General features: G+C 60.4%; 13 protein-coding genes. 7 read left to right on the forward strand and 6 right to left on the reverse strand.

Going from position 1 to position 14,995, the window contains the following annotated elements; translation table 11 throughout:
• Positions 1-3 precede the first annotated feature (3 nt).
• Both AC5SEM_RS07595 and AC5SEM_RS07600 read right to left on the reverse strand, forming a co-directional pair.
• A complete protein-coding gene (locus tag AC5SEM_RS07595; protein WP_495472546.1) occupies positions 4-933 on the reverse strand; it encodes an amidohydrolase family protein in 930 nt (309 codons plus the stop codon).
• Between the two features lie 374 nt (positions 934-1,307).
• Positions 1,308-2,231: a LysR substrate-binding domain-containing protein gene (locus AC5SEM_RS07600; protein WP_495472547.1), complete on the reverse strand. Its 924-nt coding sequence runs from the start codon at positions 2,229-2,231 to the stop codon at positions 1,308-1,310.
• A 118-nt stretch (positions 2,232-2,349) separates the two neighbouring features.
• On the opposite strand from AC5SEM_RS07600, the gene AC5SEM_RS07605 reads away from it, so the two are divergent.
• The 6 genes from AC5SEM_RS07605 (at position 2,350) to AC5SEM_RS07630 (ending at position 9,589) form a co-directional block, all read left to right on the forward strand.
• On the forward strand, positions 2,350-2,814 hold the full coding sequence (locus tag AC5SEM_RS07605) for a (2Fe-2S)-binding protein (RefSeq protein ID WP_077572229.1): 465 nt from the start codon (positions 2,350-2,352) through the stop codon (positions 2,812-2,814).
• Positions 2,814-5,027 carry a xanthine dehydrogenase family protein molybdopterin-binding subunit gene (locus AC5SEM_RS07610; protein ID WP_495472548.1) on the forward strand — a complete coding sequence of 738 codons (2,214 nt, stop codon included), beginning with the start codon at positions 2,814-2,816 and terminating at the stop codon, positions 5,025-5,027. Before AC5SEM_RS07605 ends, AC5SEM_RS07610 begins: the two co-directional genes overlap by 1 nt.
• Positions 5,028-5,033: 6 nt before the next feature.
• The gene (locus AC5SEM_RS07615; protein WP_212622425.1) at positions 5,034-5,924 is read left to right on the forward strand and encodes a LysR substrate-binding domain-containing protein; all 891 of its coding nucleotides are present in this window, start codon (positions 5,034-5,036) and stop codon (positions 5,922-5,924) included.
• A gap of 192 nt (positions 5,925-6,116) precedes the next feature.
• Positions 6,117-7,613, forward strand: a complete 1,497-nt coding sequence (locus AC5SEM_RS07620; protein ID WP_116031232.1) for a helix-turn-helix transcriptional regulator — start codon at positions 6,117-6,119, stop codon at positions 7,611-7,613.
• A gap of 137 nt (positions 7,614-7,750) precedes the next feature.
• On the forward strand, positions 7,751-8,008 hold the full coding sequence (locus AC5SEM_RS07625) for a DUF1652 domain-containing protein (protein WP_495472549.1): 258 nt from the start codon (positions 7,751-7,753) through the stop codon (positions 8,006-8,008).
• Positions 8,009-8,995: 987 nt separating this feature from the next.
• On the forward strand, positions 8,996-9,589 hold the full coding sequence (locus tag AC5SEM_RS07630) for a trimeric intracellular cation channel family protein (RefSeq protein WP_240049765.1): 594 nt from the start codon (positions 8,996-8,998) through the stop codon (positions 9,587-9,589).
• Between the two features lie 123 nt (positions 9,590-9,712).
• On the opposite strand, the gene AC5SEM_RS07635 is transcribed toward AC5SEM_RS07630, so the two are convergent.
• Both AC5SEM_RS07635 and AC5SEM_RS07640 read right to left on the reverse strand, forming a co-directional pair.
• A complete protein-coding gene (locus AC5SEM_RS07635) occupies positions 9,713-10,480 on the reverse strand; it encodes an SDR family oxidoreductase (protein ID WP_034152479.1) in 768 nt (255 codons plus the stop codon).
• Between the two features lie 22 nt (positions 10,481-10,502).
• Positions 10,503-11,570: a phosphotransferase family protein gene (locus AC5SEM_RS07640; RefSeq protein ID WP_495472550.1), complete on the reverse strand. Its 1,068-nt coding sequence runs from the start codon at positions 11,568-11,570 to the stop codon at positions 10,503-10,505.
• Between the two features lie 189 nt (positions 11,571-11,759).
• Between AC5SEM_RS07640 and AC5SEM_RS07645 the strand changes: the two genes are divergently transcribed.
• Positions 11,760-12,155 carry a DUF4280 domain-containing protein gene (locus AC5SEM_RS07645; protein WP_007911072.1) on the forward strand — a complete coding sequence of 132 codons (396 nt, stop codon included), beginning with the start codon at positions 11,760-11,762 and terminating at the stop codon, positions 12,153-12,155.
• Positions 12,156-12,384: 229 nt separating this feature from the next.
• On the opposite strand, the gene AC5SEM_RS07650 is transcribed toward AC5SEM_RS07645, so the two are convergent.
• Both AC5SEM_RS07650 and AC5SEM_RS07655 read right to left on the reverse strand, forming a co-directional pair.
• Positions 12,385-12,927 carry a toxin-antitoxin system YwqK family antitoxin gene (locus AC5SEM_RS07650; RefSeq protein WP_495472551.1) on the reverse strand — a complete coding sequence of 181 codons (543 nt, stop codon included), beginning with the start codon at positions 12,925-12,927 and terminating at the stop codon, positions 12,385-12,387.
• A 12-nt stretch (positions 12,928-12,939) separates the two neighbouring features.
• On the reverse strand, positions 12,940-14,949 hold the full coding sequence (locus AC5SEM_RS07655; protein ID WP_495472552.1) for a type VI secretion system Vgr family protein: 2,010 nt from the start codon (positions 14,947-14,949) through the stop codon (positions 12,940-12,942).
• Positions 14,950-14,995: the final 46 nt, after the last annotated feature.

A 14,995-nucleotide genomic window follows, 5' to 3' on the forward strand; every position in this document is an offset into this window, starting at 1 on the left:
GGTTCAGCTCCTGGCCAGTTGAGTGGTGACGGGGTGCTTGAGTTGCGCCTCTGCTTCGGAAACGGAACGTGGTGGCGGGGTCGGTTCGAGGCCGATCATCCGCGCGGTGTTGTTGCCCAAGTAGTCTTCGAGGGTGTCCTCGTCGAGGTTCAGGCCTTGTGGTGGTTCGTGGCAGAGCACTTCGAGCAGGCGCAGCCACATGCCCGGTTCGTTAGGCGGCGTGTCGGTACCGAAGAGGATTTTGTGCGTCGGCAAGACCTTGGCGAACTCGACGATCCGCGATTGCAGGCACCAGCCGGATTCGCAGTAGACGTTGGGCAATTCCATCGCCCATTGCATCGGTTCGAACACGTAGACGCCGCCAGTCTGCACGCCGAAGTGGGCCATGATGAAGTTGACGTTGGGGAATTCCTTGATCATCGGCACCCACTCCGACGGGATGCTGTAAGGGCCGTCGCCGGTGTGCAGCTTGACCGGGATGCCCAGTTCGGCGCACTTCTCGAAGCATGGGCGCACCCAGTCGAGCGCACGGTCAGGACGGTAGGCGTGCATGTTGGCCTGCATCTGCACCATGCCGAAACCGTGTTCCTTGACGTAGCGCTCGATCGCCTCGACGCCGTTTTCCACACCGCAACGCGGGTTGTAGACGAAGCAGCCGATGAAACGATCGGGGTAGGTCTGGACCATTTTCAGGGTGTAGGCCATGTAGGCGTCAATGGATTCGCGGCCGCTGAGGTCGCCGTCGGTCCAGGTGTAAATCGTGTTGCCCTGCGGCGGCTGGATGAAGGCTTTGTCGATACGGCGCGGCTTGCCGTTGACCATGTACGGGCCATCCATCATCTCCAGCAGACGCTCGCCGGTGAACGGGTCACCGTCATGCCTCCAGGCGAGGTCCACGAGATCCGTGGGATAGCAGCTGATATCGATGATCATTGCAGTCGATCTCCTGATAGCGGGGAAGGGAGCCTTGCGGCTCTCGGCATCCACGTCCCGGGCAATCGGCCGTTTCTATGCGCAGGATTCGCGCATTCCCTCGCCTGTTCGCATCCGGCCCGGGTGGGTGGTTGCTGAGGGCGAGTATTGGAAAGGGGGGGCGGGTTCGTACAATATTAATTGCACGGGGTGGTGATACTTGTTCTATATGGGCAGGTCAAAAGCGACCCTCACCCCAGCCCTCTCCCGGAGGGAGAGGGGGCCGACCGAGGTGACTTGCCTTGTACATCGACCTGAAAGAACCAGTCGATTATGGATTCACAGCAGGAGGTGCACGTCGGTGTCATTCGCCAATATTCCCCGATCGGTCCCCTCTACCTCTGGGAGAGGGCTAGGGTGAGGGCAGGGTTCTCAAGCGTACACAGGACTAACTGCCTAACCGCATCAACCACCGGCGCTACACGCTCAGCCTGCCCATGCGGCCACACCGCGTAGAGGTTGTAATGCGCCGCAATCTGCGCCTCGTTCAACACCACCAACCGCCCACTGCGCAGCGCATCGGCCGCCAATAATCCACGCACCAGTCCTGCGCCAACGCCTGCTTCAGCCGCCGCAATCAAATTCGCCGCATTATCAAAAATCACCCGCGCCGGTGGTTCAGTCGGCGTCAGCCCGGCCGCATCCAGCCACGGAATCCACGACCTTCGCGTATAGCCCAACAACGGCAACTCAAGAATCTGCGCCGGGCTCAACGGCGCCTGCAAACCATAGCGCTCCAGCAACGCCGGCGAAGCCACCGCCAACACCCGATCGCCACAAATCTGCGTCATCTCACAGTCATCCCAATCGCCATAGCCATAACGCAGCGCCAGATCGACTCGCTCAAACGTACTGCGATCACTGCGCGGCATCGACAGCAGTGTCACCTCGTAATCCGGCAGCTCATCAAGCAACTGCGGCAAGCGCGGATTGAGCCAGCTCTGCGCCAGTTCGCTGTCCACATCCAGGGTCAAACGCTGCGCCACGCTACGGTTTTTCACCGACGAGATCGCCCGGTCAATCTGCGCCAGACCGTCCGACAACACGCTGGCAAACAACTGCCCGGCGTCGGTCAGGTTGCTGCCGCCACCTTCACGGACGAACAGCGGCTGGCCGATGAAATCTTCCAGCGCACGAATCTGCTGGCTGATCGCGCTGTGGGTCAGATCAAGTTTGCGCGCAGCGCTGGAGAAACTGCCGCTGCGCGCCGCGTGGATAAACGCGCTCATGGACTGCACCGACGGGTATCGCTTGTACATGTTGTTAGTCCTGCTTACAGCGGTTGGCAGAAATCGTCGCTGGCCGCGTGTTGCTCAGGGTTCCAATAATCGGTGACCAGGCCCGCACAAAGACGGGCCGCTCTTCTGGAGCCTGACAATGATTGCATTCACGGTTAACGGCGAACGACGCGAGCTGGATGAAGCGTCCTCCTCCATGCCCTTGTTATGGGTACTGCGTGATCAACTGAAGCTCACCGGCACCAAGTTCGGTTGCGGCATGGGCCTGTGCGGTGCCTGCACCGTGCATCTGAACGGCGTCGCGGTGCGTTCCTGCCAATTGCCAGCGGCCGCCGTCGCGGGTCACAGCATCACCACCATCGAAGGTTTGTCGCCGACGCAAAGCCATCCGTTGCAACTGGCCTGGGTCGCCGAAGATGTGCCGCAATGCGGTTACTGTCAATCCGGGCAGATCATGTCCGCCGCCGCGTTGCTCAACACCGGTGCGGCGGTGACCGACGATTCGATCCGCAATGCCATGTCCGGGAATATCTGCCGCTGCGGCACTTACGGACGCATCAACAAAGCGATCAAGCGCGCGGCGAATGCGCCGAAGGAGGCGTGATGAGCCTTATCGACGACACTCGCATCGAACTGCCGCGCCGGGTTTTTCTCAAGCAAGCGGTGACGGTTGCTTCAGGCTTGGCGATTGCTCTGTATCTGCCGGGCGGCATAGCGGCGACTGACCCGAAAGCCCCGGCCCCGGCGAGCGAATTCGAACCCAATGCCTGGGTGCGCGTGCTGCCTGACGGCACGGTGAAACTGGTGGTGCACAAGCATGATTCCGGCACCGGTACGCAAACCGCTCTGGCTGCGTGCGTGGCTGAAGAGCTGGACGTCAATCCGATGACCGTGCAGGTCATCACTCCGGAAGATCCGTTTTTCGAGACCTACATTCACCCGGTCTGGAAGGTGTTTTCCACTGGCGGCAGCACCAGCGTTTCCCTCGAATACGATCGCTTGCGCATGGCCGGTGCCACGGCGCGGGCGCTGTTGATTGCGGCGGCGGCAAAACAGTGGAAAGTCAGCCCTGACAGCTGCGCCACTGAAGACGGTCGGGTCGTTCATATTGCGAGCAAACGCAGCCTCGGTTATGGCGAACTGGTCGGCGTTGCGGCGAATCTGCCGGCGCCGACCAACGTCACGCTGAAGGATCCGGCGCAGTTCAAATACATTGGCAAACTGCGCCACAAACGCGATGCGGCAGCCAAGGTGTGTGGGCGCTTCAAGTACAGCATCGACGTGCAATTGCCGGACATGCTGGTGGCGGTGATTCAGCGTGCGCCGGTGGTCGGAGCGAAAGTGCTCAGCGTCAATTCTGCAGCGGCGCTAAAGGTGCCGGGTGTGCGCAAAGTGCTGGCGATTCCGGGGCGTCCGGATGTGCTGGGCGGCAACATGGAAGGTGTCGCCGTATTGGCGGATACCTTCTGGGCCGCGCAGCAGGGCCGCCAAGTGCTGGAGATCAAATGGAGTGATTCGCCGCTGGCCGGGTTCGACAGCGAGCAACTGGCCAGCGCGCAGGCTAAAGCCATCGGCGATCCAAAAGCTCAAACCGTCAACGCCATGACCCAAGGTGATGTCGCCGGGCAATGGACCGGTGCGGCGCAGCTGATCGAAGCCGATTACACCATGCCCTACAAAGTGCAAAACCCGCTGGAACCTATCTGCATCACCGCGCAGGTCAAGGACAAGGCAATCACCTATTGGGGCGGCGTGCAGGTGCCGTCCTCGGCGCTGGAAGCGGCGCAAACCGTGTGCGGGATCGACAAGGCCAACGTGACCATTCATGAATTGGTCTCCGGCGGCAGCTTCGGCGCGCGGGAGGCCAAATACTGGTTGTTCGAGGTCGCGTATCTGGCGCAGAGAACCGGTTTACCGGTGAAATTGCTCAACAGCCGCGAAGATGAAATGCACGCACTGTTCAATCATCCGGCGACTCTGCATCGGGTCAAAGGCGCGCTCGACGCTCAAGGCAAACTCAGCGCGCTGCAACTGCACGCGGTATCGCCAGCCTCGCCGGAACAGTGGGAGCCGGGCTATTTCGAGCGCCCCGACAAGATGGATTACAGCACCACCGAGGCAATCACCGCGTGGGACTTCGCCTATCGTCCGCCGCATCTGGAGCTGAACTGGGTCAAGCACGAAAGCGACGTGCCCAGCGGTTGGTATCGCTCGGTCAGTTTCATCCCCAACGTGTTTGCCGTAGAAAGTTTCATGGATGAGCTGGCTCATGCAGCAGGCTCTGATCCGCTGGAATTTCGTCTCGCCAATATGCAGGAAAGATCTCGCCATGTGGCAGTGCTCAAGCAAGCTGCCGAGCGCGCCGGTTGGGGTAAACCGCTGCCACCCGGCACGGCGCTGGGGATCGCTACGAATCAGGGTTACACCAGTTTTATCGCCGTGGTTGCGCGGGTGGCGAAGGTCGACGGCAAGGCGAAAGTCGAGAAACTCACCTGTGTGGTCGATTGCGGTCTGGCTGTCTCGCCGGGCGGTGTCGAAGAGCAGATCTATGGCGGTCTGATGTGGGGCTTCGGCCACGCGTTGTTCGACCGGCTCGAGATCAAACAGGGCAGGGTGGTGCAGAGTAATTTCCACGATTACCGCGTTACGCGCATGTCGGACATGCCGGCCATCGACATCCTCGTGCTCGACGGTGAGCCGAGCAAACCCGGTGGCGTCGGCGAATTGGGCAGTCCGTCGGTGGTGCCGGCCATCGCCAACGCGCTGTTCGCGCTGACCGGCGTGCGCCAGCGTTCGACACCGCTGAGTCTGGGGTAAGCCGCCATGGACTTGCGTCTGCTCCGCTACTTCATGGCGCTCGCCGATGAGCTGCATTTCGGTCGCGCCGCCGAGCGCTTGCATATCTGCCAGCCGCCACTGAGTCAGCAGATTCGTTTGCTGGAAGAAGAGTTGGGTACGCCACTGTTCGAGCGCAGCCATCATCGGGTTGAACTGACCGCAGCGGGGCAGATGCTCAAGGAGCAGGCGCCGCTGGTGTTCGAACAGCTCGAACGGGCGCTGGACCTGACGCGACAGACCGGGCGCGGGCAATTGGGCGAGCTGGAAATCGGCATGATCAGTTCGGTGATGGTCGGCGTGTTGCCCAAGGCCTTGCACCTGTTTCGAGAGCGCTATCCGCAGGTCAACTGGCGTTTGCATGAAATGACCCCGGCGGCGCAGGTCAAGGCGTTAAAGGAGAAGCGTATCGATGCCTGCGTGTTTCGCGTCGGTTATGACGATCCGCTGTTGCGCAATGAATTGCTGATCTATGAGCCGATTCATGTGGTGATGCCAGCGGATCATCCGCTGGCTGAGCGTGCGGTGCTGGCCCCGGCGGATCTGGCGCAGGAGTCGTTTGTGGCGCTGGAGTTGAAGCAGTCGCGGTTTGCCAATTTTCTTTATCAGTGCTGCATTCAGGCCGGGTTCACCCCGCAGATTCGTCAACAAGTGATCGAGGTGCAGACCTTGCTGAGTCTGGTGCGCGCCGGGTTTGGTGTGGCGCTGTTGCCGGCGTCCATCGAGCAATTGGCGCCGGCGGGGCTGGTGTTTAGGCGGTTGACCCCGGCGTTGCCGGAGGTGCCGTTGTATGCCACTTATCGCGCCGACGATGCGTCGCCGGTGCTCAAGCTGTTCCTCGACACGTTGCGTGAACTGAAAACCCAATCTCCCGGTTAATCACTTCTTCCCTGTGGGAGTGAGCCTGCTCGCGAAAGCGTAGTGTCAGTCGGCATCTGCTTCGAATGACATACCGCCTTCGCGAGCAGGCTCGCTCCCACAGGAGAATGGTGATCGAGTAGAAGTAGTCGGCACGATCAGAGGCCGCCGCGGTCGTACTCTTCACATGGGCGTATCACTTGTGGAGATCCAATGAGCCAGGAAGTCCTGACCACCGAAACCAACCGCCGCCAGTTGCAGCAGATCATCGCCGGGCTGTCCGACGGGGTGATTCTGCTGGAGCTGGATCAGAGCATTCTCTGGGCCAACGAAGCCGCGCTGGCCATGCACGGTGTCAAGCGCATCACCGATCTGGGCCACAATGCCGACGAATACGCCAAACAGTTCAACCTGCGTTATCGCAACAATCACTCGATCACCGCCGAAAACTACCCGATCAGCCGCGTTGCGCGCTGTGAAAGTTTCAATGACGTATTGATCGAAGTGTCGCCCGCTGACGATCCGGAGCGCATCTGGGTGCACAGCGTGCGCAGCATGATTCTCACCGATCGCGAAGGGCAGCCCGAGTCGCTGGTGCTGATCATGAGCGACGTCACCGACTGGGCCAACGCCGAGCAGCGCTTCGAAAGGACGTTTAACGCCAACCCGGCACCGGCGGTGATCTGCCGGCTCAGTGATCTGCGTTACATCAAGGTCAATTCGGGGTTTCTGGACATGACCGGGTACACCCGTGAGCAAGTGATTGGCACGTCCTCTTATGAAATCGACATTTTCGAGCAGGCCGAACACCGCGATCTGGCGATTCAGCGCCTGCGTGACGTCGCGACCATCCCGCAGATGCAGGCCGAACTGCGTCTGCCCGATGGCAGCAGCAAGCAAGTGATCGTCGCCGGCCAGCCGCTGACGCTCAACGATGAGGATTGCATGCTGTTTTCCTTTGTCGACATGGAGCTGCGGCACAAGGCCGAGGTGGCGTTGCGTCAGAGCGAGGAGCGTTTCGCCAAGGCGTTTCGCCTGACGCCGGTGCCGATCCTGATCTGCAGTGCCGACGAGCAGTTGGTGATCGACGTCAATCAGGCGTTCCTCGAAACCCTGGCCTATGACAGCGAAGACGTGCTCGGCAAGACCGTGACGCAGCTGGACTTCGTCAGTGACAAAGGGGCACGTGCACGGTTACTGACGGCCCTGGAGCACAGCGGGCGGGTTGATCGGGTTGACGTGCAGGTGCGCAGGAAGGACGGCGATGTGCTGGAGTGCGCATTGTCCGCCGACACCGTGAATATTCAGGACATGCCGTGTTATTTGCTGGTGTTGATGGACATCACCGAGCGCAAGCGCACTGAGCTTGAGCTGGTGGCGGCGATTGAAGAGGTGATGAAGGATGCTTCCTGGTTCAGTCGCACGCTGATCGAGAAGCTGGCCAATGTGAAGAAGGTCAACTCGCCGCAATTGCCCAGCGTGTCGTTCACCGATCTGACGGCGCGCGAGCGTGATGTGTTGGGGTTGATCTGTGAAGGGCTGGCGGACAAGGAGATCGCGGCGCGGCTGAAACTGGCGCCGAACACCGTGCGTAATCATGTCGCCACGGTATATTCCAAGCTGGATGTGCACAGTCGCAGTGAGGCGATTGTCTGGGCGCGGGAGCGTGGATTGTTTTCTGGGGATTCGGGTGGCAAGGGTCAGCGATAGGGTGCAAATGCACTAGTTGATCTGGTGCAATTTGAGGTGTTGGCGGGCGGCGGCTGTTCTTAGTCTGGTGGGGTGCGGTGCAAGCCTTTTGAGGTTTGTGGTCGCGTCCCTTCGAAGTGGCTAAAGGAACAACCGCAATGATGAATCTTGCGCAGTTGCGCGCGCAGCTCGAGCGCAGTTTTTCGCCGCTGGCGTGTGAGTGTCTGGTGGATGGTGATCATTCGCTGACGGTGAAGCTGTATCACCCGGTGTCGGGGCAGGTGGATCTGGTGATCAGTGGGTTGAAGCTTGATGCGTTGCGTACGGCTGAGTCGGTCGAGGCGTTGGTTGAAGAGTTGCGGTATGAGCTTGAGAGCAACTCTTTGCGTCCTTCTCGGGATCCGGATTTGGCTTAGGGCTTTTGGGCTTGGCGGCTTTTGGGCTTGGCGGCCTTTGGGCCGACCATGCTCTTGGGGTTTGGGGGGTATATCCGTTTTTTTGGGGGTTGCGGCTGGCGGTTCCGCCCTTACGGCGGGTCACTTTTTCAGACGCCAAAAAGTAACCAAAAGGCTGGGCCCCGGCGTTCGGCCCGCTCGCTGGGGCTCGGGGTTCCTTCGCTCCGGGATCGATCCGGGGGCAGCGCCTACGGTTTGCTTCGCTGCACCTCCTCTCGCTGTGTTTGGCTTCGCCAAACGGTCGCTGCGCTCCCACCCCCGGATCAATCCCTCCACTCAGCCTGCCGAAGGGGCCAGCACGGCAAGATCAAGAGCTGCAGCCGAGCTAACGCTCATCCTGTTGAGTGGTGAGGAGCCGAAGCGATGCGAGGTGGGAGCTGCCTTGTTTTTGCTTTTGCTTTTCTGTGGGAGCGAGCTTGCTCGCGAAGGCGGCCTGACAGCCGACCTGTTTCTTGCAGATGTACTCATTCCAACTGTAGGAGCGAGCCTGCTCGCGAAGGCGGCCTGTCTGGCAAAAGCGAGTCCCAGCCTGCCAACCCTCGCTGATTCCAACGCAAAATCGACAGCCATACCCCTCCGATACGGCCCGTTCACTGGCGCTTGCGGGGGGCTCGGCTATAAAGAATGAGTGGTCAGGTCTTCCGTGGTCGGTTGGGTCGCGGGAGTTGCTCTTCCATTCATCGCGGGTCGTCCTATGAACAATCTTGGGAAACGCGTGTTGCCGTTGGTTTTTTTTACCGTTTTGCTTGCGGGTTGTGCCAGTCCACCGCCACCTCCGCCGGTAGCGCCACCTCCGCCACCGGAACGTACTTGCCAGGTGCTCGAGAACACTGAAGTCGCCGGTGACGTGTACGCCGACGGTCAGGTGACTCGTCACATCACCACCACCCGTTGCGTCACGCAATAGCGCCGGCGAGGCGTAAGTCCCGGGTTGAGCGGATTGTGCTGGTGGCCGACCTGGTCGGCACGGCGGTGTTTGCTGTCGAGGGTGCGATTGCGGCAATGCGCAGTCAGCTCGATTTGCTCGGGGTGATGGTGATTGCGTTTATCGTCGCCCTTGGCGGCGGGGTCACCCGTGATCTTTTGATTGGTGCGACGCCACCCAATGCCGTGGCCGATTGGCGCTACCCGGCGCTGGCGTTTTTCATGGGCGGGTTGGCGTTTGTCTTTCATGAGCAGGTGCTGGGCTGGTCTGGATCGACGCTGATTGTGCTCGACGCTGCGGGGTTGGCGCTGTTTGCCGTGGCGGGTGCGCAGAAGGCGTTGAATTTTGGCATCACGCCGTTCGTGGCGATGTTGATGGGCACGATCACGGGCGTTGGCGGCGGGGTGATTCGCGACATTGTGCTGGCGCGGATTCCGGTAGTGTTGCAGGCGGATTTGTATGCCAGTTCGGCGTTTGTTGGCGCGGCGGTGTTGATCGGCGGGCGCAGGCTGGGTGTTTCGCCGGTCGCGGCGGCGCTGTTGGCCGGGGCGGCGTGTTTGATCCTGCGATTGCTGTCGGTGCATTTCGGCTGGCAACTACCGAAAGTCATTGCCTGATACAAAACCCTTGTGGGAGCGAGCCTGCTCGCGAATGCGGTGTGTCAGATCATGAATGTTGACTGACACACCGCTATCGCGAGCAGGCTCACTCCTACAGGGGGTATGTGTTTGCTTTGGGGATCAGGACAGGAACCCGCCGTCCACATTCAGCGCAACACCCGTGGTGTAGCTCGACGCATCACTGGCCAAGTACAACACCGCACCGGCCATCTCACTCGGATCCGCCACACGCTTGAGCGGGATCTGCGTCAGCGCTTGCTTGAGGATCGCATCGTTCTTCACCAGTGCCGAGGCGAATTTGGTGTCGGTCAGGCCCGGCAGCAGGGCGTTGCAGCGGATGCCGAATTGCGCGCATTCCTTGGCGAAGACTTTGGTCATGTTGATCACCGCCGCTTTGGTCACCGAGTAGATGCCCTGGAAGATCCCCGGCGAAATGCCGTTGATCGACGCCACGTTGATGATGCTGCCGCCACCGTTTTCGCGCATCAGCTTGCCGGCCTCAACCGACATGAAGAAGTAGCCGCGAATGTTCACGTCGACAGTCTTCTGGAACGCGCTCAGATCGGTGTCCAGCACGTTGCAGAACTGTGGGTTGGTCGCGGCATTGTTGACCAGAATGTCGAGGCGGCCGAACTGTTCCTTGATGCCGGCGAATACCTGGCTGATCTGTTCCATTTCACCGATGTGGCACGCCACTGCGGTGGCTTTGCCGCCCGCAGCGATGATCGCATCGGCGACGTGCTGGCAGCCGTCGAGTTTGCGGCTCGAGACGATCACGTGGGCGCCTTGCTGGGCCAACAGTTTGGCGATGGCTTCACCGATGCCACGGCTGGCGCCGGAGACGAAAGCGATTTTGCCGTCGAGGTCGAACAACTGAGTCTTGGACATAAGGGTTCCTGAGTGTGGGCCGTCAGAGGCTCGATTTCGCAATGACTTGCAAGCTCATCTGCTCCAGCAGTTTGTTCATGTGAATGAACTGCGCGAAGCGTTTGTCCTGGGTCTGGCCATGGTAGAAGCGGTAGTAGATCTGCTGCACGATGCCGGCCAGGCGGAACAGGCCGTAGGTGTAGTAGAAGTCGAAATTGTCGATCTGGATGCCCGAACGCTCGGCGTAGTAATCGACGAATTCGCGGCGGGTGAGCATGCCCGGTGCGTGGCTCGGCTGGCGGCGCATCAGTTGCACCGGTGCCGGGTCATCGGCCTGAATCCAATAGGCGAGGGTGTTGCCCAGGTCCATCAGCGGGTCGCCGAGGGTGGTCAGCTCCCAATCCAGCACACCAATGATCTGCATCGGGTTGTGCGGGTCGAGGATGACGTTGTCGAAGCGGTAGTCGTTGTGGACGATGCTTGAGGTCGGGTGGTCGGCCGGCATCTTGTCGTTGAGCCAGGCTTTGACCTTTTCCCAGTGCGGCGCGTCGGGCGTCAGGGCCTTCTCGTAACGCTCGCTCCAGCCTTTGATCTGGCGCGCGACATAGCCTTCCGGTTTGCCCAGGTCGCCGAGGCCACAGGCGTTGTAATCGACGCGGTGCAGTTCGACGAAGCGATCGATGAAGCTTTTGCACAGCGCTTCGGTTTTTGCCGAGTCGAGGCCCAGTTCCGGCGGCAGTTCCGAGCGCAGGATGATCCCTTTGACCCGCTCCATCACATAGAACTCGGCGCCGATCACCGATTCGTCGGTGCAGTGCACGTAGGCTTTCGGGCAATACGGGAAGCCGTCACGCAATTGATTGAGGATGCGGAATTCACGGCCCATGTCGTGGGCGGATTTGGCCTTGTGGCCGAACGGCGGACGGCGCAGGACGAATTCCTGTTCCGGGTATTCCAGCAGGTAGGTCAGGTTCGACGCACCGCCGGGGAACTGGCTGATCGCAGGTGTGCCGCTGAGGCCTGGAATGTGCGCCTTGAGGTACGGATCGATCAGGCTGGCATCGAGTTCTTCGCCAGAGCGGATACGGGTGGACTGGTCAGTAAGCGCCATGCTTATCCCTTCTGCTTATTTTGGAGGCCAGACATCATTGGCTAATCTAATGGCGCGCCCGATTGCTCACAAGCGCGATGCGGTCTTATAGGTTAGCGTGTTGCCGGATAATCACCTTTGAGAATGTGCGCGAAGGGCCGCGGCAGACTAAGGTTTAGCGGGTATGCCATGGGCAAAAGGAGCGTTGAAATGGGCTGTCCGCAAGTCTGTGCCACGGCCACGTTGCAATGCAGTTTCGGCGCCGCGCCGTCGATGCTCAACGTGTTGCCGGTCAATCGCACGCTGACTGGCGGGATGCCGGCGGCGAACATCATGGATCACATCCCGCTGGTCAATATCCTGCCGTTCGGTGTGTGCATGAGCATGGCTAACCCGATGGTCGCCGCCGCGACCGCTGCCGCGTTGGGGGTGTTGACGCCGATGCCGTGTATACCGGCGACGGCCACGCCGTGGATCCCGGGCGGGGCGCCGACGTTGTTGCTGGGCGGGATGCCGGCGATCGATGCCAACTCGACGTTGATGTGCAACTGGGCGGGGGTGATCAAGATTGTCGTGCCGGGGCAGATGCAGATGCTGATTCCCTGAACCGTTGAACCCTCACCCCAGCCCTCTCCCGGAGGGAGAGGGGGCCGACCGAGGTGTCTTGCGCTGTACATCGACCTGAACGACCGAGTCGATTATTAGCTCTGCGCATCGAACCGAGTTGATTTTGGATTCAGCGCATATCCTTCACGTCGGTGAACCTCTTCAATCTCCCCCAATCGGTCCCCTCTCCCTCTGGGAGAGGGCTAGGGTGAGGGGCTCTTCAAGGTTCTCAGGCCTGCTGCGGATCCGCCCACTGCCGATACCACCAGCGCACCCGCGAAATCGGCTTGCCATCCGCCCCCAGCGGCCGCCCGTCCTCGGCAAACCCTTGTTCCGGCTCCAGCAATTGCCCGTTCACATAGCGCGCTTCCAGCGCCGGCTTGCCATTGGGATGAAAGCGCTGATAACGCCCCTCACGTACGCCATCGCGATAGAACTCAGCCTCCGCCACCTGGCCATCAGGGAAATAGTTGAACGCTTCGCCATGCAGCAGCCCGCGTCGATACGTCGCCTTACGCTGTAAAAATCCCTCCGGAGCGTAAAAACTCGCCACGCCCTGCAGTTTGTCGCGCACAAAGGGCATTTGCGCCGAGACCTTGCCGTTGGGGTGATAAAGCAGCGATGTGCCTTGCAGCTCACCCTGGCTGTAATGCAGATCGGCTTGTTTGTGCCCGTCATCCTTGATGTTCAACGCGCCATCGAGTTGACCGTCCTGCAAACGTCCCTTGAGCTGCTTGTCATCCTGCTGCAGATCCAGTGGTGTGATCGCCATGGCTTCTCCTTGTCAGTTGACCTGCACCAGACCGCCCTTGATGGTCAGCATGCCGCCGCCATCCACGGTCTGCGAGGCCGCGCCCTTGTTGGTCAGGCTGATGCCGGCGTCGTTGGTCAGCGTTGTTCCGGCCTTGTTGTCCAGTGACGTGCCGGCCTGATTGGTCAAGGCAGTGCCAGCCTTGTGCGTGATCGAGGTGCTGGCGGACGTCGCCAGATCAGCGCCGCTCTTGATCGTGAAACTACCGCCGCTTTGCAGAGTAAGGGTGCCGCTGACCTTGATCGTCAGGTTGCCATCCACCGTCAGGTTGTAATCGCCGGTGACCTTGTCGGTGTAGTTGCCGCCGGTGCTGTGATTCTGGTCGGCGCCGACTTTCACCGTACGGCTGTCCTTGACATCGAGGCTGTCGCTGCCGGTCTGAATCGTCACGCTGCGTTTGCCTTTCTCCAGCGTCACCGTCTCATCGCCATCCTTGACCGTGCGGGTCCGGGCGTTCTGTACCGTGAGGGTTTCATCGTGACCGACGGTGGCCGCGGTGTCGTTGAGCACGTTGATATTCAGATCCTTCTGCGCCTGCAAAAACACTTCTTCGGCGTCTTTCTTGTCTTCGAAGCGCAACTCGTTGAAGCCACCGCCACCCTTGGAGGACTGGGTTTTAATTCCGGACTGGGTCTGATTGGCCGGCAGCGCATAGGGCAGGGCGTTATCACCGTTGTAGACGCAACCGGTCACCAGCGGCCGATCCGGATCACCGTCGATAAACGTGACGATGACCTCCTGACCGATGCGCGGAATGAACTGCATGCCAAAGCCCTTGCCACTCCACGGCAACACCACGCGCACCCAGCAGGAGCTGGTTTCGTCATTCTTGCCGTCGCGATCCCACGGGAACTGCAGCTTGATCCGGCCGTATTCGTCGGTCCAGATTTCCTCGCCGGATTTGCCCACGACAATGGCCGTCTGCGGATGCATGCGCGGCTTTGGCGTCATACGTTGCGGACGAAACGGCGTAGCTTTGGGGATCGCTTCGAAACGGTTGCGATAACTTTCGTGGCTGGCGTCATGGGTGACCCGCGTCACCACCCAATCGATGTTCAGACTGGCATCGTCGTGCCCGTCGAGGGTGAACCAGTGCCCCGGCACCAGCCATCGACAATCGCTTTCACCGACAAAGCGTTTCTCTTCACTGCGCAAGCCGTCGACCCGTTGCTTGGTCAACGCATCGCCGCGCGCCTTGGCGTTGTAGCCGCCCGGATGCTCGTAGATCGAAAGCGGCCCGGCCACAGCTTCGGCCTGGCCGTACAGAGAGGTTGTCGGCGTGGTGAACTCATAATCCGTCGCCCGATATACCCCGGCCACTGCTTGTAAACAGACTTGGCCGGAACGGATGCCATGCAACTCACGTTCGCCCAATCCCTGGCCCAGGTACTTGACCGTCGGCCCGTTGGGGATCGGCACGAAGGCGTCGTTGCTGTCGCCGAGCACCAGCGTGTGTTTGCCGGCGTCATGGGTGAAAAACCAGAAAATCCCTTCCTCTTCGAGCAGCCGAGAGACAAAAGCGAAATCAGTTTCTCCGTACTGCACGCAGTACTCGCGTGGGGTGTAACTGCCGGTCAGCGACAGCTTGAAGTCGGTGAAACCGTGGGCTTTGAAAATCGTCGTGACGATGTCCGAGGTGGCGAGGTTCTGGAAGACGCGGTTGTTGCTGGCTAGTGTCAGCCACCATAGCCATGGCCTGAGCAGAAGCTGATAGCGCTCTGCGGTCGCATCGGCAGGCAACTGGCGTATCTCCGCGACCAGCGCGTCGAACGGGCGCAGTTGTGCGTCATTGTGCAGAGTGGTGGTGACGTGTGTAGCGACGGCTGAAGTCAGGGTGAGGGACGTGCCGTCGTTGAGGCCATTGAGCGTTTGCACGCCTAACATGTTCAGGGCTTCGTCGCCGGACAGTGACTCAGGGTAAAGCGCCGACAGCGAAGTGGCGGTGAGGGAAAGGCTGGTGTTGCTGTCGATGGCGCGCGGCATTAGGCAGCCTTGTTAGAAATTCGGCAGTGGGCCGAAGAGCAGAATT

This window comes from Pseudomonas sp. CH61, assembly GCF_059429415.1.